An 18,235-nucleotide genomic window follows, 5' to 3' on the forward strand; every position below is an offset into this window, starting at 1 on the left:
GGAACCCTCCAACCAGACGGCACCGCAGATCTTTCTGCGGTGCCGTCGAATTTTGTCCACATTCCAGACGCCCAGCTCGTGTCGTCTCATCAATAACATTAGAAACACAAGTAACATCGGCTGGTGTCTCCTAGCCGTGGGCCGACGACGTTGCTCACCGCCATCGTGGCGACCGTCGTCATCGTGTCCTGGGTGGCGGACACGACGCGCGACCGCGGCACCGCCGGATCGCCGCCGGCCCGCGGCACCCAACTGGCCGAACAGCCGCTGGTCGGCCTGGGCGGGGGTGTGACCGTTCGCCAGATCAGCCAGGACACCCCGTTCTCCCTCGTCGCGCTCACCGGCGACCTGGCCGGCACGTCGACGCGGGTGCGGGCGAGGCGCCCCGACGGTTCCTGGGGGCCGTGGTACCAGACCGAGTACGAAACCGCGGCGCCCGACGGGGCGACGGCCGCCGGGTCCCTGGAGGGGCCGCGCGGCACCGACCCGGTGTTCGTCGGCACCACCACGACCGTCGAGATCGCGGTCACCCGTCCGATCGATGCGCCGCTGACCCAAGCGCCGCCCGCGCCGCCCAGCGAGGCCGCCCTCGGCTACAAGCCGGCGTCCCGCGAGCAGCCGTTCGGGCAGAACATCTCCGCGATCCTCATCTCGCCGCCGCAAGCGCCCACCGAGACGCAGTGGACCCCACCGTCCGGCGTCCTGATGCCAGGGCAGGCGCCCGCCATCATCAGCCGGGCGCAGTGGGGCGCCGACGAATCGCTGCGATGCGGTAGTCCCCAGTACGACAACGGGATTCGCGCGGCCGTCGTGCACCACACCGCGGGCAGTAACGACTACTCGCCGCTGGAATCGGCCGGGATCGTCAAGGCCATTTACACCTATCACAGCAAGACCCTGGGCTGGTGCGACATCGCCTACAACGCGCTGGTCGACAAGTACGGCCAGGTGTTCGAGGGCAGCGCCGGGGGGCTCACCAAAGCGGTCGAGGCGTTCCACACCGGCGGCTTCAACCGCAACACCTGGGGTGTGGCGATGATCGGCAATTTCGACGACGTACCGCCGACCCCGATTCAGCTGCGCACCCTGGGCCGGCTGCTCGGCTGGCGGCTGGGCCTGGACGGCGTCGACCCCAAGGGCACGGTCGCGCTGGAGTCGGCAGGCAGTCACTACACCACCTTCCCGGCCGGTTCCGTCGCGACGTTGCCGACCATCTTCACCCACCGCGACGTCGGCAACACCGATTGCCCGGGCAACGCCGCCTACGCCTTGATGGACGAAGTGCGCGACATCGCTTCGCATTTCAACGATCCGCCGGAGGAGTTGATCAAGGCCCTGCAGGGCGGCGCGATCTACGACCACTGGCAGGCGATGGGCGGGATGAACAGCGTGCTCGGCGCGCCGACCTCACCGGAAGACAGCGCCGAGGGCGACGCTCGGTACGTCACCTTCGCAAGGGGCGCCATGTACTGGTCGCCTGCAACCGGCGCCCAGCCCGTCACCGGCGCGATCTACGACGCCTGGGCGTCGCTGAGCTACGAACGAGGCCCGCTCGGTTTGCCAACCAGCGCGGAAATTCAAGAGCCGCTACAGATTACGCAGAATTTCCAGCACGGGACGCTGAACTACGACCGCCTCACCGGCGACGTCACCGAGGTCGCCGAGGGAATCACCACGCCGCTGTCGACCCAGCCCCCGAGCGGCCCAACTATTCCGCCCGAGCACTTTTCGCTGCCGGCGCACCCGTCGACCTAGGGGCTGAGCCACCAGCGTTCCAGCACCCGTCCCACCCCGTCGTCGTTGTTGACGGTGGTGACCTCGTCGGCGGCGGCGAGCACGTCGGGGTGGGCATTGCCCATCGCCACGCCATGACCGGCCCAGCGCAGCATCGGTAGGTCGTTGGGCATGTCGCCGAACGCCACCACCTCCTCGCTGCCGATCTGCAGCGGCCTGGCCACCTCGTCCACACCGGTGGCCTTGCTGATGCCCAGCGGCACGATTTCCACCAGGCCGTTGTTGGTCGAGTAGGTGATGTCGCCCTCCAGGCCGACATGCTTGGCCAGCGCGGCGGCCATATCGGCGCTGCGGGCCCCGTTGCGGCGGATCAGCAGCTTGATGGCCGGCGCGCTGAGCAGGTCCTCGATCGACACCTCGGTGTTGTCCGGGTTCAGCCACGCATGTTCGTAGCCGGGCGAGCTGATGAACTGCGGGGTCGCCGTGTCGTGGGCGCGCTCGCCGATTCGCTCGACGGCAAGGCCCGCGCCCGGGATGACGCGCGTGGCGATCTCGGCCAGCTCGGCCAGGGTGTCGACCGGCAGCGTTCGCGTGGACACCACCCGGTCGGTCGACGGGTCGTAGACGACCGCGCCGTTGGCGCACACCGCGATCGGCGCGAAGCCGAGCGCGTCGACCACGGGGCGTATCCAGCGCGGCGGGCGGCCGGTCGCCACGACGAACTTCGCGCCTGCGCCGACCGCGGCGCGGATGGCGTCGCGGGTGCGCGGGGTGATGGTTTCGTTGTCGTCGAACAGGGTGCCGTCGACGTCGCAGGCGATGAGCGCCGGCTGGGTCACGTTGACGTCATCTGGTCAGTGCACTCCGCTCTGGTCCTGCCCCGGCCGGGTCACGCCGTCGGTGCCGTATTTCTGCATCCGCGCCTGCAGCTCCGACAGGCGGATCGCCCGGGAATCGTCCTGGGTGGGCGCGGCACCCCCGAGCCGCCGCGGCACCCAGAACTCGCCTTCCGGGTGCGGGTACTCCTCCTGCACCTGGTACAGCAACGCATTCATCGCCTGGCGTAGCTCCGCGTTGAGCTGTTCGGGCGTCCCGCGCGGCGGCAGCGGCCGCCCGGCGGCGACGGTGATCGGAACCTTGTTGCGCCACACCTTCTTTGGATGATCCTTGGGCCAGATCCGATGGGCGCCCCAGACGATGACCGGCACGATGGGCACCTGGGCGTCCAGGGCCATCCGGGCCGCACCGGTCTTGAACTCCCGCAGCTCGAAGCTGCGGCTGATCGTGGCTTCGGGATGCATCCCGATCAGCTCGCCCTGCCGCAGCCGCTGCGTGGCCAGCTCGAACGCGCCGTTCCCGTTAGTGCGGTCCACCGGGATCAGCCGGGCGTGGTTGATGACGTAGTTGACCGCCTTCACGTCGGCCATCTCCGCCTTGATCATGAAGTACGCGCGGCGGTGGCGTTCGCGCACGGCGAGCAGCGTCGGCAGCCAGTCCAGGTAGCTGGTGTGGTTCTGCGCCAGCAGCGCGCCGCCCCGCTCGGGGATGTTGTCCAGCCCCCGATACGTGAACTTGGTCCCCTGCATCGCGACCATCGGCGGCACGATCCACTCGCACAGCCGGTAGAACCCCTCAGGCATGTCGTCTCCTTCGCCTACCCTGACGGCCGTTCGCTGCGGCCGGCTGCCCGCGCCGCGGCCTCGTCCGCCTCCATCCGCGCGGCCTCGGCCATTGTCGGTGCCCCACCGCCCAGGCGGCGTGGCGTCCAGTACGCCCCGGGTTCGTGCGGATACTGCTGTTGCACTTGGTGCAGCAACGCGGTCATCGACTCGCGCAGCGCGGCGTCGGTCCGCGCGATGTCTTCGGCCGCCGGCACCGGCGCGCCCACCTGCACTTTAATGGGTAACTTGGCGCGCCGGAGGTTGCGCGGGTGATCTTTTGTCCAGATGCGGTGCGCACCCCAGACGATCACCGGAACGATCGGGACGCGCGACTCGATGGCCATCCGGGCGGCGCCCGTCTTGAACTCCTTGAGCTCGAAGCTGCGGCTGATGGTGGCCTCCGGATAGACCCCGACCAGCTCACCCTCGCGGAGACGTTGCACGGCAACCGCGTAGGCACCGGCCCCCGCTCCGCGGTCCACCGGAATGGTCCCGGTGTGCTTGATCAGGAAGTTGACGATCTTCACCTGTTGCATCTCGGCCTTGATCATGAACCTGAGCCGGCGACGCCGCCGGTGCACGGCCAGCGCGGCGGGCAGGAAGTCGACGTAGCTGGTGTGGTTGATCGCGATCACGGCGCCGCCGGAGGCCGGGATGTTCTCCTCGCCGCCGTAGGAGATCTGGGTGCCGGTGGCCAAAACCACCAGCCGAGCCAGAACCTCGAGCGTGCGGAAGATCGGCTCCACCATCGATCGCTACTCCGGCGGTCCCGCGTTCCGAGCCCGCCGAGCCGCGCGCTCGGCCGCCTCCTCGGCGTCCAGCTGGGCGGCCTCGGCCAGCGACGGGGCGCTACCGCCCAACCGGCGCGGCACCCAGTACTCGCCGGCGGGATGCGGCCCATACATCTCCTGGGCCCGCTCGAGCAGGTGTTGCATCCGCGAGTGCAGCAACCCCTTGAGCTCCTCGACGCCCAGCGTCGGTTCGATCGGCTCGCCGACGAGCACCGTGATGGGCACCTTCGGGCGCCACAGCTTCTTGGGGTGGCCCTTGGTCCAGATGCGCTGCGCGCCCCAGACGATCACGGGAACGATCGGCACCCCCGCCTCGACCGCCATCCGGGCCGCCCCCGACTTGAACTCCTTGATCTCGAAGCTGCGGCTGATCGTGGCTTCCGGGTAGACGCCGACCAGCTCACCGTCCTTGAGGTTCCTGACCGCCTCCTCGTAGGAGGCGGCCCCGTCCTGACGATTGACGGAGATGTGCCGCAGGCTGCGCATGATCGGCCCGGTGATCTTGTTGTCGAACACCTCCTGCTTGGCCATGAACCGCACCTTGCGGCCCAGACCCTGCTGGTAGGCGGGCAGGCCTGCGAACGTGAAGTCGAGGTAGCCCGTGTGGTTGATGGCAATGACCGCACCACCGCTTTTCGGCAGGTTTTCCACGCCCGCGACCGTGATCTTGAGACCCTGTAGGCGCCACACCAAGCGGGCAAGCTGAATGACAGTCCCGTATACCGGTTCCACAGCTGCCCAGCCTAGTGCTCCTGGCTGTGAGTCACCCGAAGTGCCGAAAGGAGGCGCCCTGCGACGTCACGCCGGCCCCGCCGCCTCGCGCTAAGCTCGGGGGCTGAAAAGTCGTTACCCGGCCGCGGGCCGCGAAGGCCCCTCTAGCGGCCCCAGGAAGGTGTTTGTGCAGGTCACGAGCGTAGGTCACGCCGGATTTCTGATCGAGACCCCCGCGGGCAGCATCCTTTGCGACCCCTGGGTCAACCCCGCTTACTTCGCGTCGTGGTTCCCCTTCCCGGACAACACCGGGCTGGACTGGGACCGGCTGGGTGACTGCGACTACCTGTACCTGTCGCACCTGCACAAGGATCACTTCGACGCCAAGAATCTGGCCGAGCACGTCAACAAGGACGCGGTGGTGCTGCTGCCCGACTTCCCGGTGCCCGACCTCCGAAATGCGTTGCAGGAGCTGGGCTTTTATCGGTTCTTCGAGACCAGCAACTCGGTCAAGCACCGGGTCGGCGGCCCGAAGGGCGACCTGGACGTGATGATCATCGCCCTGCGGGCGCCCGCCGACGGCCCGCTCGGCGACTCGGCCCTGGTGGTGTCCGACGGCGTGACAACGGCTTTCAACATGAACGACGCCCGGCCGGTCGACCTGGACGTGCTGGCGTCCGCCTTCGGACACATCGACGTGCACATGCTGCAGTACTCCGGTGCGATCTGGTACCCGATGGTCTACGACATGCCGGCCCGCGCGAAGGAGTCCTTCGGCGTCCAGAAGCGGCAGCGGCAGATGGACCGCGCCCGCCAGTACATCGCCCAGGTCGGCGCGACGTGGGTGATCCCGTCGGCGGGGCCGCCGTGCTTCTTGGACCCCGAATTGCGTCACCTCAACGACGACCGCGACGATGCGGCGAACATATTTCCCGACCAGATGGTGTTCCTCGACCAGATGCGCACCCACGGCCACGACGGCGGCCTGCTGATGATCCCCGGCTCGACCGCCGACTTCACCGGCACCGCGTTGAACTCGCTGCGCCATCCCCTGCCCGATGACCAGGTCGAGGCGATCTTCACCACCGGGAAGCGGGCCTACCTCGCCGACTACGCCGAGCGGATGGCGCCCGTCCTGGCCGCGGAGCGGGCCGGCTGGGCCCCGGCCACCGGGGAACCGCTGCTGGAGCCGCTGCGCGCGCTGTTCGAACCGATCATGGCCCAAAGCGACGAGATCTGTGACGGCATCGGCTATCCCGTCGAACTCGTCATCGGCCCGGAGACGGTGGTCCTGGACTTTCCGAAACGTGCCGTGCGGGAACGCATTCCCGACGAAAAGGTCAGATACGGGTTCGCCATCGCCCCCGAGTTGGTCCGCACCGTGCTGCGCGACCGGGAACCGGACTGGGTGAACACCATCTTCCTGTCCACCCGATTCCGGGCGTGGCGCGTCGGCGGCTACAACGAATACCTCTACACCTTCTTCAAGTGCCTCACCGACGAACGAATCGCCTACGCCGACGGCTGGTTCGCCGAGACGCATGACGATTCCTCGTCGATCACGCTGGAGGGCTGGGAGATTCAGCGTCGCTGCCCCCACCTGAAGGCCGACCTGTCGAGATTCGGTGTGGTGGAGGGCAACACGTTGACCTGCAATCTGCACGGCTGGCAGTGGCGGTTGGACGACGGGCGCTGCCTGACGGCGCGCGGCCACGAACTGCGAAGTTCACGGGCATGAACGACCGCCCCGGCCAGTCTTACGACGACGGCCTGGTTCAGCTGGACCGCGCGGCGATCACGTTGCGGCGCTATCACTTTCCGTCGGGCACGTCGAAAGTCATCGCCCTGAGCGCGATTCGTGGCTACAAGGCCGAGGGGCTGGGCCTGCTCACCCACCGGTTCCGGATCTGGGGCAGCTCGGACCTACGCCGCTGGTTGCCGCTGGACGTGAGCCGGCCGTTCAAGTCGACGCTGATCACCCTGGACGTGCCGGGCATTTCGCCCAGCCCGGCCTTCACACCGGCGCGACCGGACGAATTCACCGCCCTGCTGGACGAACTGCTGCGCCGGCGCGGCTAGCTTCGTCCCTAGGCCGTGCGGTCTTCGAGCGCGCGGCGCGCCGCGTTGTAGCCGGGGGTGAAGGTGATGCCCGGACCCCCATGGCAACCGGCGCTGCCCAGGTAAAGCCCTTCGATCGGAATGGGCTGACCGCGAAAACCCTTGGGGCCGGGCCGGTTCGGCCCGATCTGGTCCGAGCTCAGCAGCCCGTGGCAGTAGTCGCCGCCCGGGGCGCCGAACATCACGCCCATGTGCTTGGGGGTGAAGGTGGTGTGCCGGATGATGCTGCGCTCGAAGTTCGGCGCCAGCCGGGTGATCTTGTCGATCACGCGCTGGCCCATCTCGACCTTCGCGTCGCCGTAGTCGGCGCCGCCCTCGATGGGGAACCACAGCGCGAACGCCGAGGCGGCGTGCTTGCCCTCGGGCGCCAGGTCCGGATCGTTCTGCGTCGGAATCTGCAGCACCACCGTGGGGTCGGCCGGCACGATCCCGCGGCGGCAGTCCTCCCACTGCTGCTGGACCTCCTCCGGCGTGCAAAACAGGCCTATCGACGCCTGCATGGCAGGGTCGTTGAGCGCCTCGTAGGGCGCGGCGAACTCCGGCGCCTCCTCGAGCGCGAAGTGCATCTGCAGGTAGCTGCCGCGATGGTCGGTCCGGGCGAACCGCTCCCGAATGTCGGCGGGCACCAGGGCCGGATCGATCAGGTCGTTGACGGTGACGTCGGGCGCGATGCCGGAGACGACGATCGGGGCGGTCAACTCCTCGCCGGCCTCGGTGCGCACCCCGCGCACCCGCCCGTCGGCGACCAGGATCTCCGTGACCTTGGATCGCAGCCGCACTTCGCCACCCTGGCTTTCCAGTAGCGCGCCAAGGTGCGCGGTCAGGGCGCCGATGCCGCCGCGCAGCTTCTTCATCTGCATGGTGTCGCCATCCGGGACGCCCAAGCCGAAGGCGAGCGCGGCCGCGCTGCCGGGCGTGGCCGGCCCGCGATACAGGGTGTTGACGGCCAACACGGTCATCGAGCCGCGCAGCGCGCCGTGCTTCTCGCGGTCGGGAAGGTAGCGGTCCAGCACGTCGGTGACCGATCCGAAGAGCATGTCATCGATGGCGGAGCGTTCGAATTCGTTTATCGCGCAGGCATACATCTCGTCGAAGGTCTTGGGCTCCGTTCCCGCCTCGAACCTGCCCAACGCCCGGGTGGGGGCCTGGCTCCAGGCCATCAGCCCCGCCATCCCGTTGACGGCGTCGGCCCCGTGCACCTCGTTGAGGTGCGTGAACAGCTTGATCGGATCGCTGTACTGAATCAGCGGGTCGTCCCCGACGCCGCGGACCGCCACCGACATCACCTCGAGGTCGATGGTCGGCAGGGTGTCCAGGCCGAGTTCCTCGACGACCACCATCGAGGTGGGGAATTGCACCGAGCCCGCGATCTCGAACTGGTACCCGTCGAAAAGCTCCACCGTGGACGCCATTCCACCGGCGTACAGCTTGGAATCCAGGCACACCGTCCGCAGCCCGGCCTTCTGTAGAAGCACCGCCGCGGCCAGACCGTTGTGCCCGGCACCGATAACTATCGCGTCATAGTCAGTCATGTCCTGCCCTCCAGGAATGGAGGCTGGCATGGTCGCAAAGTTTTGTCAATTGTGACGAAACTTTTCAGTCGGCGTCGGTGACCCACGAGCCGGTGATGCCCGCCCGGAGCGACTCCAGCGCGGCGTGGCACATGCGCGCCAGCTCGCCCAGCGATCGGTCCTCACCGAGCATCCAGAACTCCATCGCCCCGAACACCCCGGCGGCGATGCACCGCGCGGTCACCCGGGCGCGCAACCTTGCGTCCAGAGTCTCGCGCGCCACGCAGCTACGCCGGTGCAGCTGTGCCTCGATGGCGTCGGCGAAGTCCGCCTGGACCTCCTGCATATGGCGGACGATGCGGCCGGGGTCCAACTCACCACCGCGCAGAGCGGCGATCTTCGCCACGGCCTCAACGTCATAGGGAAACGAGAAGATGGCCGATTGCACCGAATCGATGATCGGCTCGGCGTCGGGCCGGGCGTCCAGCGCGGCCCGAAACCAGTTCAGCCCCGTGTAGTCGGCAAACAACAGATCGTGCTTGGACTTGAAGTGCCGATAGAACGTCCGGAGCGAGACCCCGGCGTCCGCCGCGATCTGCTCGGCCGAGGTCTCCTCGACGCCCTGGCCCAGGAACCGCACCATGGCGGCCTGGATCAGCGCCTCCCGCGTGCGCTCGCTGCGCACCGTCTGCGCCGGCCTGACCATGCAAGTAAGGTACCCCACATGGCTTTTGTCACTATTGACAAAACTTTGGTCGCGGGGTGAGACTGCGCGCATGGTCTCGCTTCTTGTGCATGCCGTTCTCGGGCTCAGTGTCATCGGCTGGATCGTCGCCGCGAACTCGAAGGTCTTCGCCCGGCCCGCCGGCGGCCCGTTGTTCTCGCCGCTGGAATGCGTCTACTACCTCGTCGGGATCGCGTCCGTGGCCTTGGGCTGGTACTTCAACATCACCTACGTCGCGCAGTATTCGCACGGGTCCACCAACCCGCTGTGGGGCGAACACGGGAGCTGGGCCGAATACATCAGGCTGATGTTCACCAACCCGGCCGCGTCCTCCGCCAGCCAGGACTACACGATCGCGAATGTCGTTCTGCTGCCGCTGTTTACGATCGTCGACGGGTACCGCCGTGGGCTGCGGCATCCGTGGCTGTACTTCGTGTCCAGCCTGTTCACCAGCTTCGCATTCGCATTCGCCTTCTACTTCGCCACCATGGAGCGCCAGCGCCGGCACGAGCAGGCCCGCGAGACGGTGGACGCCTAGGTTCCCTTCGCCCAGCGGCGGGCCCATTGGTCCAGGGGGTTGAGGGCCTCGCCCAGCGACAGGCCGGCCTCGCTGAGCTCGTAACACTGGTCGTCGCGCTGGACGACCAGCCCCGCGTCCGTCAGGTCGCCGAGACGGTCATACAAAACGCTGGGAGACATGCCGTCGCAGCGCTCCCGCAAAGCCCGCGCTCCCAGCGGACCGTCGCGGAGCTCCCACAGGATCCGCAACGCCCAGCGCCTCCCGAGGAGATCCAGGGCCGCCATGAGCGGCCGCCCCGTTGTCGACCCCCGCACCGGGTGCCCCGGTCGAGCCCTCGGTTGACGTTTCGGATTCCGTAACGTAGCTTTCTTGTCCATGGTTACGGAAATAGTAACGCCTCGCATCGGCGTCCTCGCCCCGCCCTACGAGCACGCGGTGGCGGCGCTGCTGCAGAAGATGATGCCGCCGAACGTGCCGCCCATCGCCCTGTTTCGCACCGTGGTGCGCAACATGCCCATGGCCGAGGCCATGACGGCATGGGGCGGCTACGAGCTGAGCCGCAAGTTGTCGCTGTCCCTCCGCGACCGCGAGATCGTCATCGACCGCACCTGCGCTCGCTGCGGGTGTGAATACGAATGGGGCGTGCACGTCGCGTTTTTCGCGGAGAGAGCGCGCCTCGACCACGAGCAGGTCCGCTCCTTGACCCACGGCGGCGCCGACGACCCCTGCTGGACCGCCGAGCGGGATCGGCTGCTGGTCCGCGCCGTGGATTCGCTCTGCGACCGTCGCGACATCGACGACGCCCTCTGGGCGGCGCTGCGCACCGAGTTCGGCGAACGCGAGATCCTCGACCTCACGATGCTGTGCGGGTGGTATCACGCGATCAGCTTCACCGCGCGCGCCGCCCGGGTTCCGCTCGAGGCGGGCAGCCCCACCTTCGCCGGCATCGGTCGCTGATCGCGCTCAGCTCGGTTTGATGGCGCGCCACCGTTGCCGCCCACCGGAAGCGTCGATCTGCACATCGGTGAATCCCGCGTTCCGCAGGCGCGCGCCCAGGTCCGTCGGTGCGATCGGGTTGTAGGTGTCGGCGATGTGCAGAAGCCGGAAGGTCAGCGACGGGACGCCGTCGGTGCCGGCGAACGCCCCGCCCGGCTGCAGCACCCGGAACGCCTCGGCGAAGAGCCGGTCCTGCAAGTCGGCGCTGGGAACGTGGTGCAGCATCGTGAAGCAGACCACCGAGGTGAAGTGATCGGCCGGCAGCCCGGTGTCGGTGCCGTCGCCGTGGATGATGCGGGCGCGATCGCCGTAGCGGCGCTGCAGGCGATCGGCCATCGCGGCGTCGACCTCGACTGCGGTGAGCGAATCGGCCCTGTCCAGCAGGGCGCGCGTCGTCGCCCCGTATCCGGGGCCGATTTCCAAAGTCCGCGAACCCAATTCGACGCCGTCCAGCGCCCAGGGCAACAGCTGGCCCTCCACCGCCTTCTCCCAGGCCGGCGAGCTACACCGGCGCCGGTGCAAGAGATTCATTGCCATAGCGGTAAAGCTAGCCGCCCGCGCCGGATGCGGGCTTCCGATATTCTGCCGTGTTATGTCGGAAATCAGCCATCACGGGCGGGCGACGTCGTCGCAGGCGCTGCCGCCGGGGGCACGGATCGCACGGCACCGGCATCCCTTGCACCAGATCGTCTACCCGTCGTCGGGCGCGGTCTCCGTCACCACCCCGGCCGGCACCTGGATCACGCCGGCGAACCGGGCGATCTGGATCCCGGCGGGCTGCTGGCACGAACATAAGTTCCACGGCCCCACGCAGTTTCACGGCGTCGCACTCGATCCCCGCCGCTACCGTCGCGGGCCGGCAGCGCCCGCCGTCCTGGCGGTCACCCCGTTGATGCGCGAACTCATCATCGCGTGTTCACAGACCGATGGCACCGACACCGACGAGCACCACCGGATGCTGGCCGTGCTCCAGGATCAGTTGCGGGCGACCGGCGCCGGCGAGCCGCTGTGGATTCCCACGCCCGTCGACGCCCGGCTGCGCGAAGCGTGCGCGTTGATCGCCGACAACCTGGCGGCGCCGTTGACGTTGCCGCAGATCGGCCACCGGATCGGCGTCAGCCAGCGCACGCTGAGCCGTCTGTTCGGCGACGAGCTGGCGATGACCTTCCCGCAGTGGCGCACGCAGCTGCGTCTGCAGCACGCGCTGGTGCTGCTCGCCGAGCGGCACGACGTCACGTCGGTGGCGGCCGAATGTGGTTGGGCCACAACGAGTGCCTTCATCGACACCTATCGGCGGGCCTTCGGCCACACCCCGGGACGGCTGGCGGCGAGGGCCCGTTAGCCGATGGTGGCGACGGGCTCGAGCAGGTCCGTGCCGACGAACGGCACCAGCGCGTCGGGCACCCGCACGCTGCCGTCGGGCTGTTGGTGGTTTTCCAGGATCGCCACCAGCCACCGGGTGGTGCCGAGCGTGCCGTTGAGGGTGGCCGCGGTCTGGGGCTTGCCGTTGGCGTCGCGGTAGCGGGTCGCCAGCCGGCGCGCCTGAAACGTGGTGCAGTTCGACGTGGAGGTCAGCTCTCGGTAGGTGCCCTGCGTGGGAACCCATGCCTCGCAATCGAATTTGCGGGCGGCCGACGATCCGAGATCACCCGCCGCAACGTCGATCACCCGATAGGGCACCTCGATGCGGGCCAGCATCTCGCGTTGCCACCCCAGCAGCCGTTCGTGTTCGGCCTCGGCCTCGTCGGGCGTGCAGTAGACGAACCCTTCGACCTTGTCGAACTGGTGCACTCGGATGATGCCGCGGGTGTCCTTGCCGTAACTGCCGGCCTCCCGCCGGAAGCACGACGACCAGCCCGCGTACCGCAGCGGTCCGGCGGACAGGTCCAGGATTTCGTCGGCGTGGTAACCGGCCAACGGCACCTCCGAGGTGCCGACCAGGTAGAGGTCGTCGGCCTCGACCCGATAGATCTCGTCGGCGTGCGCGCCCAGGAATCCGGTGCCGGCCATCACCTCCGGGCGCACCAGCACCGGCGGGATCATCGGAATGAAGCCGTTTTCGACGGCCAGCCGCAGGGCCAGTTGCAGCAGCCCCAGCTGCAGCAGCGCGCCCCGGCCGGTCAGGAAGTAGAACCGCGAGCCGGACACCTTGGCGCCGCGCTGCATGTCGATGAGGCCCAGCGCCTCGCCGAGCTCCAGGTGGTCCTTCGGGTGGTCGAGTTGCGCGGGTTCGCCCACCACGTCCAGGACGCGGTAGTCGTCTTCGCCGCCGGCGGGCACCCCCTCGATGACGACGTTGGAGATCGCCATGTGCGCCGCGGTGAACAAGGCCTCGGCCTCGGCCTGCTCGCTCTCGGCGGCCTTCACCTGCTCGGCCAGTTTCTTGGCGCGCGCCAGCTTGGCCGGGCGCTCCTCGGGGGACGCGGCGCCGACGCTCTTGCTGGCGGATTTCTGTTCCGCGCGCAGCGCGTCGGCCGACGAGATCGCCGCCCGCCGGGCGGTGTCGGCCGCCAGCAAGGCGTCGACCAGGGCCGGGTCCTCGCCCCGGTCGAGTTGGGAGCGGCGCACGGCGTCGGGGTCTTCCCGGAGCAGCTTCAGGTCGATCACGGCCAAGACACTACTTTTTCGCGCTCCGGTCGATCGCAGAGCATCCACCCGGACTGGTCCCAGGACTCACATCAGTAACTTTTGTCACGGGCCACAGGTGGTGCTGTCAGAATGGAGCCGATGTCGCAAGCCCCCGAGACGGACCATCCGGAAGCCCCGGCGTCCGCGCCCGCCGCCGAGCCGGACCAGCCGCACGCCGGCTTCCGGTGGCCGCGCAGTCTGCAGGCGGCGGCCACCCGCCGCGCGCTGCTGCTGACCGCGCTGGGCGCCCTGTTGATCGCCGGCCTGGTGACCGCGCTTCCGGTCGGCGGGACCGGCCCGGGCCGGCTGTCCGGCTATCTCGACGGCAACCCGGTGCCCACCACCGGAAGCAAGAGTGACGCCGCGTTCAACAAGGCGGCCAGCGGCGACTGCCTGATGTGGCCGGACACCACCCCGGAGTCGGCGAAGATCGTCAACTGCGCCGACGACCACAAGTTCGAAGTGGCCGAATCCGTCGACATGCGCACCTTCCCGGGCGCCGAGTACGGTCCCAACGCCGCTCCGCCGTCGCCCGCGCGCATTCAGCAGATCACCCAGGAGCAATGCGAGTCCGCGGTGCGCAACTACCTGGGGCCCAAGTTCGATCCCAACAGCAAGTTCATCGTCAGCCTGCTGTGGCCCGGTGACCGGGCCTGGCGCCAGTCCGGCGAGCGGCGGATGCTCTGCGGGCTGCAGCTGCCCGCCACCAACAATCAGCAGCAGGCGTTCAAGGGCAAGGTCGCCCAGATCGACCAGTCCAAGGTCTGGCCGGCCGGCACCTGCTTGGGCATCGACACGAACACCAACCAGCCGATCGACGCCCCGGTGGAATGCGCGGCACCGCACGCGATGGAGGTGACCGGCACGGTCAACCTGGCCGAGAAGTTCCCGGGTGCGCTGCCGGCCGAGCCCGACCAGGACGGGTACATCAAGGATCTGTGCACCAAGATGACGGACGCCTACCTGGCGCCGGTCAAGTTGCGCACCACCACGCTGACGCTGATCTACCCCACCGTGCCGCTGGCCAGCTGGACGGCCGGCAGCCGCGAGGTCGCCTGCAGCATCGGCGCGACGCTGGGCAACGGCGGCTGGGCCACCCTGGTCAACAGCGCCAAGGGCCAGCTGCTGATCAACGGTCAGCCGCCGGTGCCGCCGCCCGACATCCCCGAAGAGCGGCTCACGATGCCGCCGATACCGCTGCAGGTGCCGGCTCAGGCGCCGGCTCAGGCGCCGTCGGGCCAGGCAGGCTCGGTCCCGGAGATCCCGCCGAACAACCAGCACCTGCCCGGCCAGCAGCCGGTGGAGACGGCGCCCCAGGCGCCGGCAACGAATTCCCCGGCTCCGCAGGCGCCGCCTCCCGCGGACGCCGGAGCACCGCCGCAGGCCCCGCCTCCCGCGGACGCCGGGGCGCCACCGGCGGCGCCCAACCCCCCACCCGAGGCGCCGCCCGCCCCGCCGCCCGCCGGGGGTTAGCCCGGTGCCCGCGCGGATGGATCCGCAGCGGTTCGACGAGCTGGTCTCCGACGCGCTCGACCTGATCCCGCCCGAGCTCGCGGCGGCCATGGACAACGTCGTCGTGCTGGTCTCCGACCGGCACCCGGAGGACGGCGAACTGCTCGGGCTGTACGAAGGGGTCGCGCTGACCGAGCGTGATTCCGACTACGCGGGATCGCTGCCGGACGCCATCACCATCTACCGCGAGGCGCTGCTCGACGTCTGCGAGTCCGACGACGAGGTGGTCGAGGAGGTGGCGATCACGGTGATCCACGAGATCGCCCACCACTTCGGCATCGACGACGACCGGCTCGAAGAGTTGGGCTGGGCCTGACAACTTTCGCCGCGCCGGTTTTCCGGGCGCGGCAACCGCGGTTTGTCCGCGGCCGGTGCTATGAACGGGTTATGAGCGCTGACTGCCGCGACTGCCGGGCGGGCTTAGATCACTGTCACGGCACCATCATTCGCCATTCGCTGCGCCGCTCCGAATGCACCGAGCCGGACTGCTTCAGCCCCGAGCTGTTGCCGCACGCCTTCGTCGTCGATTGCGACGCCGTCGGCTGCGGGTGCTTCGAATCGGTGGCTCTGGCCGTCTGATCGGCCGTCAGCCCATCGGGTCGGTGCTCGAATGCACCGCGTCCGCGACCGGAGTCGCCTCGTCCTCGGGGTAGAACGGCGGCGTCAGCGTCCCCCACCGCACGCAGCTCCACCGCCCGTCGGTGATCGGGGCCAAGACCACCGATTGGGCGTTGTCGAGGTGGTTGTCCAGCGCGAAGGTGGCGTCCACGCCGGCCAGCACGGCGGCGGCCAGACGAATCGCCGCGCCGTGGCTCACGACGACGATGTCGCCGGTCCAGTCGTGGTTGTCGAGGTAGCGCAGGCGCAGGTCGGTGAGCGCGGGCACGTAGCGGTCCAGGACGTCGTTGCCGGTTTCGCCGCCGGGCAGCGGAACGTCGAGATCACCGTGATGCCATCGCTCATAGATCGAGTTGAACTCCGCGACCGCGTCGTCGTCGCTGCGGTCTTCCAGCCCGCCGACCTGGACCTCGTGCACGCCGGGTACCTCGACGGCGGACATCTGGAGCTCGCCGCCGATCACCCCGGCTGTCTGGCACGCGCGAATCGCGACCGAGTGAGCCAGCAGCGCGGGCCGTCCCGCACCGCGGGCGAAGGCGCGGGCCTGGTCGCGCCCCAGCGGCGTCAGCTCCGCCCCGGGCGGGCGGGTGTCCAGCCTGCGCTCGACGTTGCCGTACGACTGGCCGTGCCGCAGTAGCACCAGGCGACCGGTCATCGTTCGAGCTCCGCGGACTCGATTTCCGGTTTGCCCGCACGCAGCCGCGCCAGCCAGCGGGCCGCCTCGTCGGCCGGCGGCGGCAGCACCCCGGCGGGCGAACCCGTCGGCCACGATCCCAGGTATCGCACATCGGCACAACGACGGTGCAGCGCCTTGAGTGCCTCGGAGACGGCGTCGTCGTCGATGTGGCCCACGCAGTCGGCGAAGAACATGTAGGTGCCCAGCGCGGTCCGGGTCGGTCGGGATTCGATGCGCGTCAGGTCGATGCCCCGGATCCCGAACTCGGTGAGCGCCCCCAGCAGCGCGCCCGGCGCGTTCTCGATGCGCAGCACCACCGCCGTCCGGTCGGCACCGGTGCGGGCCGGCGGCGGCCCCGGCGGACCGACGAGGAGGAACCGGGTGCGGGCGTTGGGTTCGTCCACGACGCCGTCGGCCAGCGTGCCGAGCCCCCAATGGGAGGCGGCCAGCGGCGACGTCACCGCGGCGTCCGCTTGCCCCTCGGCCACCTGCCGCGCCGCGTCGGCGTTGGAATACGCCGGCCGCAGCTCGGCCGCGGGCAGGTTGTCGGCCACCCAGTGCCGCACCTGCGCGGCCGCCACCGAGAACGCGGCCAGGGTGTGGACGTCGGCGGCGGTACGGCCCGGTCTGACCACGATGGTGAAGGCGACGTCCAGGGTGGTCTCGGCGAAGACTTGCAGGGGGGACCCGATGGCGAGGCTGTCGAGCGTGGGCGTCACCGACCCGTCGATCGAGTTCTCGATCGGGACGCAGGCGTATTCGGCGCCGCCGTCGCGGACGGCGTCCAGCGCCGCGGCGGTGCTGTCGAGGGGCAGCCGCTGGACCTCGTCTTGGCCCTGGCCGGGGATCAGGCCGGAGGCCGTGATCTGCAACAGCGCCGCCTCGGTGAAGGTCCCTTCCGGACCGAGATAAGCGATGCGGACCACGCCTCAACCCTAGCGGCGGCGGCCGTCAAACGGCTCTTGCGGCGCCCCCGCTTCTAAGTTAACTTAGGCTTACCTAATCTAAGGAGAATGGTGTTACCGCTGACCTACCCCTCCCCGACGACGGCCGAACGTATCCGCAGCGCCTGCGTGCGCGCCGGTGGCGCGCTGCTTGCCCTGGAAACCGCGCAGCCACGCCAGGACCCGTTCGTGACGCCCGTGCATCACCTGCTGCCCGACGGGTCCTTCGCCCTGGCGCTTCCGAATTCGAGCGACGACCCGCCGCCGGCCGGGTCGCAGGCGCTGCTGGAGCTGACCGACTACGCGCCGCTACCGCTGCGGGAGCCGGTGCGCTCGCTGGTGTGGGTGCGCGGGCGACTGCGGGCGTTCGCCCCGGCGGAGGTCGCCGAGACTGTCGACCGGATCGCCGCCGAGTGGCCGCACCCCGCGCTGCTTCAGGTCGACACCCCGCGGTGCGCGCCGCCCGACGACGAGGAAATGCGGTACACGCTGGTCCGGCTGGAGATCGCGTCCGTCGTCGTCACCGACGCCACCGGTGCCGAGCCCGTCAGCGTCGAGGACCTCCTGGCTGCCCGGCCCGACCCGTTCTGCGAGATCGAGTCGAACCTGTTGTGGCATCTGGACACCGCCCACAGCGATGTGGTCGCCCGGCTGGTGTCCCGGCTGCCCGCGCCGATGCGTCGCGGGCAGGTGCGTCCGCTCGGGCTCGACCGCTACGGCGTTCGGTTTCGCGTCGAGGGCCAAGACCGCGACCACGACGTCCGGCTGCCGTTTCACAAGCCGGTCGACGACATGACCGGGCTGAGCCAGGCCATCCGGGTGTTGATGGGTTGCCCGTTCATCAACGGCCTGCGCGCGCGCCCGTAGTTCGGACGCCGGGCGGCCGGCCGCGTACGTTAACCGGGTGAACGGCGATCGACCCCCGCCCCGGCGCGACCCGCGCGTCGAGCCGTCGCAGGTGATTCGCCGCGGCGCCCGCCCGCCGACACCGGCCGAACAGACCACCCCGCTGCGGCGCACCCCGCCGCGGCTGCCGCCGGGCTTTCGCTGGATAGCGGTGCGGCCGGGCGCCGCGCCACCGCCGAGGCGCG

The 18,235-nt window shown here is 69.3% G+C and carries 20 protein-coding genes and 2 pseudogenes; 11 read left to right on the forward strand and 11 right to left on the reverse strand.

The features are described from left to right. Positions 1–123: 123 nt before the first annotated feature. Complete coding sequence (locus A5680_RS23570; protein WP_197281334.1) at positions 124–1,755, forward strand: LGFP repeat-containing protein; 1,632 nt, start codon at positions 124–126, stop codon at positions 1,753–1,755. Here the strand turns inward: A5680_RS23570 and A5680_RS23575 are convergent. From A5680_RS23575 to A5680_RS23590, 4 genes are read right to left on the reverse strand one after another with little or no spacing between them, the layout of a single operon-like run. Further along, positions 1,752–2,573, reverse strand: a complete 822-nt coding sequence (locus tag A5680_RS23575; protein ID WP_055405402.1) for a Cof-type HAD-IIB family hydrolase — start codon at positions 2,571–2,573, stop codon at positions 1,752–1,754. The two genes, A5680_RS23570 and A5680_RS23575, sit on opposite strands and share 4 nt — an antisense overlap. Before the next feature lie 15 nt (positions 2,574–2,588). Next, positions 2,589–3,374, reverse strand: a complete 786-nt coding sequence (locus tag A5680_RS23580; protein ID WP_055405401.1) for a 1-acyl-sn-glycerol-3-phosphate acyltransferase — start codon at positions 3,372–3,374, stop codon at positions 2,589–2,591. 14 nt (positions 3,375–3,388) lie between these two features. Continuing rightward, the gene (locus tag A5680_RS23585) at positions 3,389–4,144 is read right to left on the reverse strand and encodes a 1-acyl-sn-glycerol-3-phosphate acyltransferase (RefSeq protein ID WP_067823804.1); all 756 of its coding nucleotides are present in this window, start codon (positions 4,142–4,144) and stop codon (positions 3,389–3,391) included. A 6-nt stretch (positions 4,145–4,150) separates the two neighbouring features. Then, positions 4,151–4,918, reverse strand: a complete 768-nt coding sequence (locus tag A5680_RS23590; RefSeq protein WP_055405399.1) for a 1-acyl-sn-glycerol-3-phosphate acyltransferase — start codon at positions 4,916–4,918, stop codon at positions 4,151–4,153. A gap of 166 nt (positions 4,919–5,084) precedes the next feature. Between A5680_RS23590 and A5680_RS23595 the strand changes: the two genes are divergently transcribed. Then, positions 5,085–6,635 carry an MBL fold metallo-hydrolase gene (locus A5680_RS23595; protein ID WP_067823854.1) on the forward strand — a complete coding sequence of 517 codons (1,551 nt, stop codon included), beginning with the start codon at positions 5,085–5,087 and terminating at the stop codon, positions 6,633–6,635. Next, a complete protein-coding gene (locus A5680_RS23600) occupies positions 6,632–6,976 on the forward strand; it encodes a hypothetical protein (RefSeq protein ID WP_067823807.1) in 345 nt (114 codons plus the stop codon). The genes A5680_RS23595 and A5680_RS23600 overlap by 4 nt, the downstream gene beginning before the upstream one ends. Before the next feature lie 8 nt (positions 6,977–6,984). Here A5680_RS23600 and A5680_RS23605 read toward each other — a convergent pair whose 3' ends face one another. Next, positions 6,985–8,547 (reverse strand): NAD(P)/FAD-dependent oxidoreductase, encoded by a 1,563-nt coding sequence (locus A5680_RS23605; RefSeq protein WP_067823810.1) that lies wholly within the window; start codon positions 8,545–8,547, stop codon positions 6,985–6,987. Between the two features lie 64 nt (positions 8,548–8,611). Continuing rightward, the gene (locus A5680_RS23610) at positions 8,612–9,232 is read right to left on the reverse strand and encodes a TetR/AcrR family transcriptional regulator (RefSeq protein ID WP_055404663.1); all 621 of its coding nucleotides are present in this window, start codon (positions 9,230–9,232) and stop codon (positions 8,612–8,614) included. Positions 9,233–9,302: 70 nt separating this feature from the next. Between A5680_RS23610 and A5680_RS23615 the strand changes: the two genes are divergently transcribed. Further along, a complete protein-coding gene (locus A5680_RS23615) occupies positions 9,303–9,788 on the forward strand; it encodes a DUF2834 domain-containing protein (RefSeq protein WP_055404664.1) in 486 nt (161 codons plus the stop codon). Here A5680_RS23615 and A5680_RS23620 read toward each other — a convergent pair. Further along, positions 9,785–10,054: a helix-turn-helix domain-containing protein gene (locus A5680_RS23620; RefSeq protein WP_055404665.1), complete on the reverse strand. Its 270-nt coding sequence runs from the start codon at positions 10,052–10,054 to the stop codon at positions 9,785–9,787. The two genes, A5680_RS23615 and A5680_RS23620, sit on opposite strands and share 4 nt — an antisense overlap. 91 nt (positions 10,055–10,145) lie before the next feature. On the opposite strand from A5680_RS23620, the gene A5680_RS23625 reads away from it, so the two are divergent. Beyond that, complete coding sequence (locus A5680_RS23625) at positions 10,146–10,727, forward strand: carboxymuconolactone decarboxylase family protein (RefSeq protein WP_067823813.1); 582 nt, start codon at positions 10,146–10,148, stop codon at positions 10,725–10,727. Positions 10,728–10,733: 6 nt separating this feature from the next. On the opposite strand, the gene A5680_RS23630 is transcribed toward A5680_RS23625, so the two are convergent. Then, positions 10,734–11,303, reverse strand: a complete 570-nt coding sequence (locus A5680_RS23630) for a class I SAM-dependent methyltransferase (protein WP_067823816.1) — start codon at positions 11,301–11,303, stop codon at positions 10,734–10,736. 55 nt (positions 11,304–11,358) lie between these two features. On the opposite strand from A5680_RS23630, the gene A5680_RS23635 reads away from it, so the two are divergent. Next, positions 11,359–12,108, forward strand: coding sequence for a helix-turn-helix transcriptional regulator (locus A5680_RS23635; protein WP_067823820.1), 750 nt, complete (start codon positions 11,359–11,361; stop codon positions 12,106–12,108). Here the strand turns inward: A5680_RS23635 and serS are convergent. Further along, complete coding sequence (serS, locus tag A5680_RS23640; protein ID WP_067823857.1) at positions 12,105–13,373, reverse strand: serine--tRNA ligase; 1,269 nt, start codon at positions 13,371–13,373, stop codon at positions 12,105–12,107. The genes A5680_RS23635 and serS overlap by 4 nt on opposite strands. 111 nt (positions 13,374–13,484) lie before the next feature. Between serS and A5680_RS23645 the strand changes: the two genes are divergently transcribed. The 3 genes and pseudogenes from A5680_RS23645 to A5680_RS23655 all read left to right on the forward strand — a co-directional run bounded on the left by A5680_RS23645 (position 13,485) and on the right by A5680_RS23655 (position 15,485). Then, complete coding sequence (locus A5680_RS23645) at positions 13,485–14,867, forward strand: septum formation family protein (RefSeq protein ID WP_067823823.1); 1,383 nt, start codon at positions 13,485–13,487, stop codon at positions 14,865–14,867. 4 nt (positions 14,868–14,871) lie between these two features. Then, a pseudogene (locus A5680_RS23650) lies at positions 14,872–15,297 on the forward strand (metallopeptidase family protein). Then, positions 15,294–15,485 (forward strand): hypothetical protein, encoded by a 192-nt coding sequence (locus tag A5680_RS23655; RefSeq protein WP_055404671.1) that lies wholly within the window; start codon positions 15,294–15,296, stop codon positions 15,483–15,485. Before A5680_RS23650 ends, A5680_RS23655 begins: the two are co-directional and overlap by 4 nt. A gap of 7 nt (positions 15,486–15,492) precedes the next feature. On the opposite strand, the gene A5680_RS23660 is transcribed toward A5680_RS23655, so the two are convergent. Beyond that, positions 15,493–16,179, reverse strand: a complete 687-nt coding sequence (locus tag A5680_RS23660) for a histidine phosphatase family protein (RefSeq protein WP_055404672.1) — start codon at positions 16,177–16,179, stop codon at positions 15,493–15,495. Continuing rightward, entirely contained in the window at positions 16,176–17,126 is a 951-nt protein-coding gene (pheA, locus tag A5680_RS23665) for a prephenate dehydratase (RefSeq protein ID WP_067823831.1), read from the reverse strand. The genes A5680_RS23660 and pheA overlap by 4 nt, the downstream gene beginning before the upstream one ends. An 87-nt stretch (positions 17,127–17,213) precedes the next feature. Between pheA and A5680_RS23670 the strand changes: the two genes are divergently transcribed. Together A5680_RS23670 and A5680_RS26495 are read left to right on the forward strand one after the other, a co-directional pair. Then, complete coding sequence (locus A5680_RS23670; protein ID WP_067823834.1) at positions 17,214–18,011, forward strand: DUF2470 domain-containing protein; 798 nt, start codon at positions 17,214–17,216, stop codon at positions 18,009–18,011. 37 nt (positions 18,012–18,048) lie between these two features. After that, positions 18,049–18,235 (forward strand): annotated as a pseudogene (locus A5680_RS26495) (LytR family transcriptional regulator); the annotation flags it as partial.

The organism is Mycobacterium sp. E2989 (assembly GCF_001667595.1).
Taxonomy (GTDB): Bacteria; Actinomycetota; Actinomycetes; order Mycobacteriales; family Mycobacteriaceae; genus Mycobacterium.

What these genes read in the sequence shown, in the direction of transcription:
- A5680_RS23580 (WP_055405401.1), bottom strand. Translation starts at nt 3,374, where the DNA reads ATGCCTGAGGGGTTCTACCGGCTGTGCGAGTGGATCGTGCCGCCGATG.
- A5680_RS23585 (WP_067823804.1), bottom strand. Translation starts at nt 4,144, where the DNA reads ATGGTGGAGCCGATCTTCCGCACGCTCGAGGTTCTGGCTCGGCTGGTG.
- A5680_RS23600 (WP_067823807.1), top strand. Translation starts at nt 6,632, where the DNA reads ATGAACGACCGCCCCGGCCAGTCTTACGACGACGGCCTGGTTCAGCTG.
- A5680_RS23605 (WP_067823810.1), bottom strand. Translation starts at nt 8,547, where the DNA reads ATGACTGACTATGACGCGATAGTTATCGGTGCCGGGCACAACGGTCTG.
- A5680_RS23610 (WP_055404663.1), bottom strand. Translation starts at nt 9,232, where the DNA reads ATGGTCAGGCCGGCGCAGACGGTGCGCAGCGAGCGCACGCGGGAGGCG.
- A5680_RS23615 (WP_055404664.1), top strand. Translation starts at nt 9,303, where the DNA reads ATGGTCTCGCTTCTTGTGCATGCCGTTCTCGGGCTCAGTGTCATCGGC.
- A5680_RS23620 (WP_055404665.1), bottom strand. Translation starts at nt 10,054, where the DNA reads ATGGCGGCCCTGGATCTCCTCGGGAGGCGCTGGGCGTTGCGGATCCTG.
- A5680_RS23625 (WP_067823813.1), top strand. Translation starts at nt 10,146, where the DNA reads ATGGTTACGGAAATAGTAACGCCTCGCATCGGCGTCCTCGCCCCGCCC.
- A5680_RS23630 (WP_067823816.1), bottom strand. Translation starts at nt 11,303, where the DNA reads ATGGCAATGAATCTCTTGCACCGGCGCCGGTGTAGCTCGCCGGCCTGG.
- A5680_RS23635 (WP_067823820.1), top strand. Translation starts at nt 11,359, where the DNA reads ATGTCGGAAATCAGCCATCACGGGCGGGCGACGTCGTCGCAGGCGCTG.
- A5680_RS23645 (WP_067823823.1), top strand. Translation starts at nt 13,485, where the DNA reads ATGGAGCCGATGTCGCAAGCCCCCGAGACGGACCATCCGGAAGCCCCG.
- A5680_RS23655 (WP_055404671.1), top strand. Translation starts at nt 15,294, where the DNA reads ATGAGCGCTGACTGCCGCGACTGCCGGGCGGGCTTAGATCACTGTCAC.
- A5680_RS23660 (WP_055404672.1), bottom strand. Translation starts at nt 16,179, where the DNA reads ATGACCGGTCGCCTGGTGCTACTGCGGCACGGCCAGTCGTACGGCAAC.
- A5680_RS23670 (WP_067823834.1), top strand. Translation starts at nt 17,214, where the DNA reads ATGGTGTTACCGCTGACCTACCCCTCCCCGACGACGGCCGAACGTATC.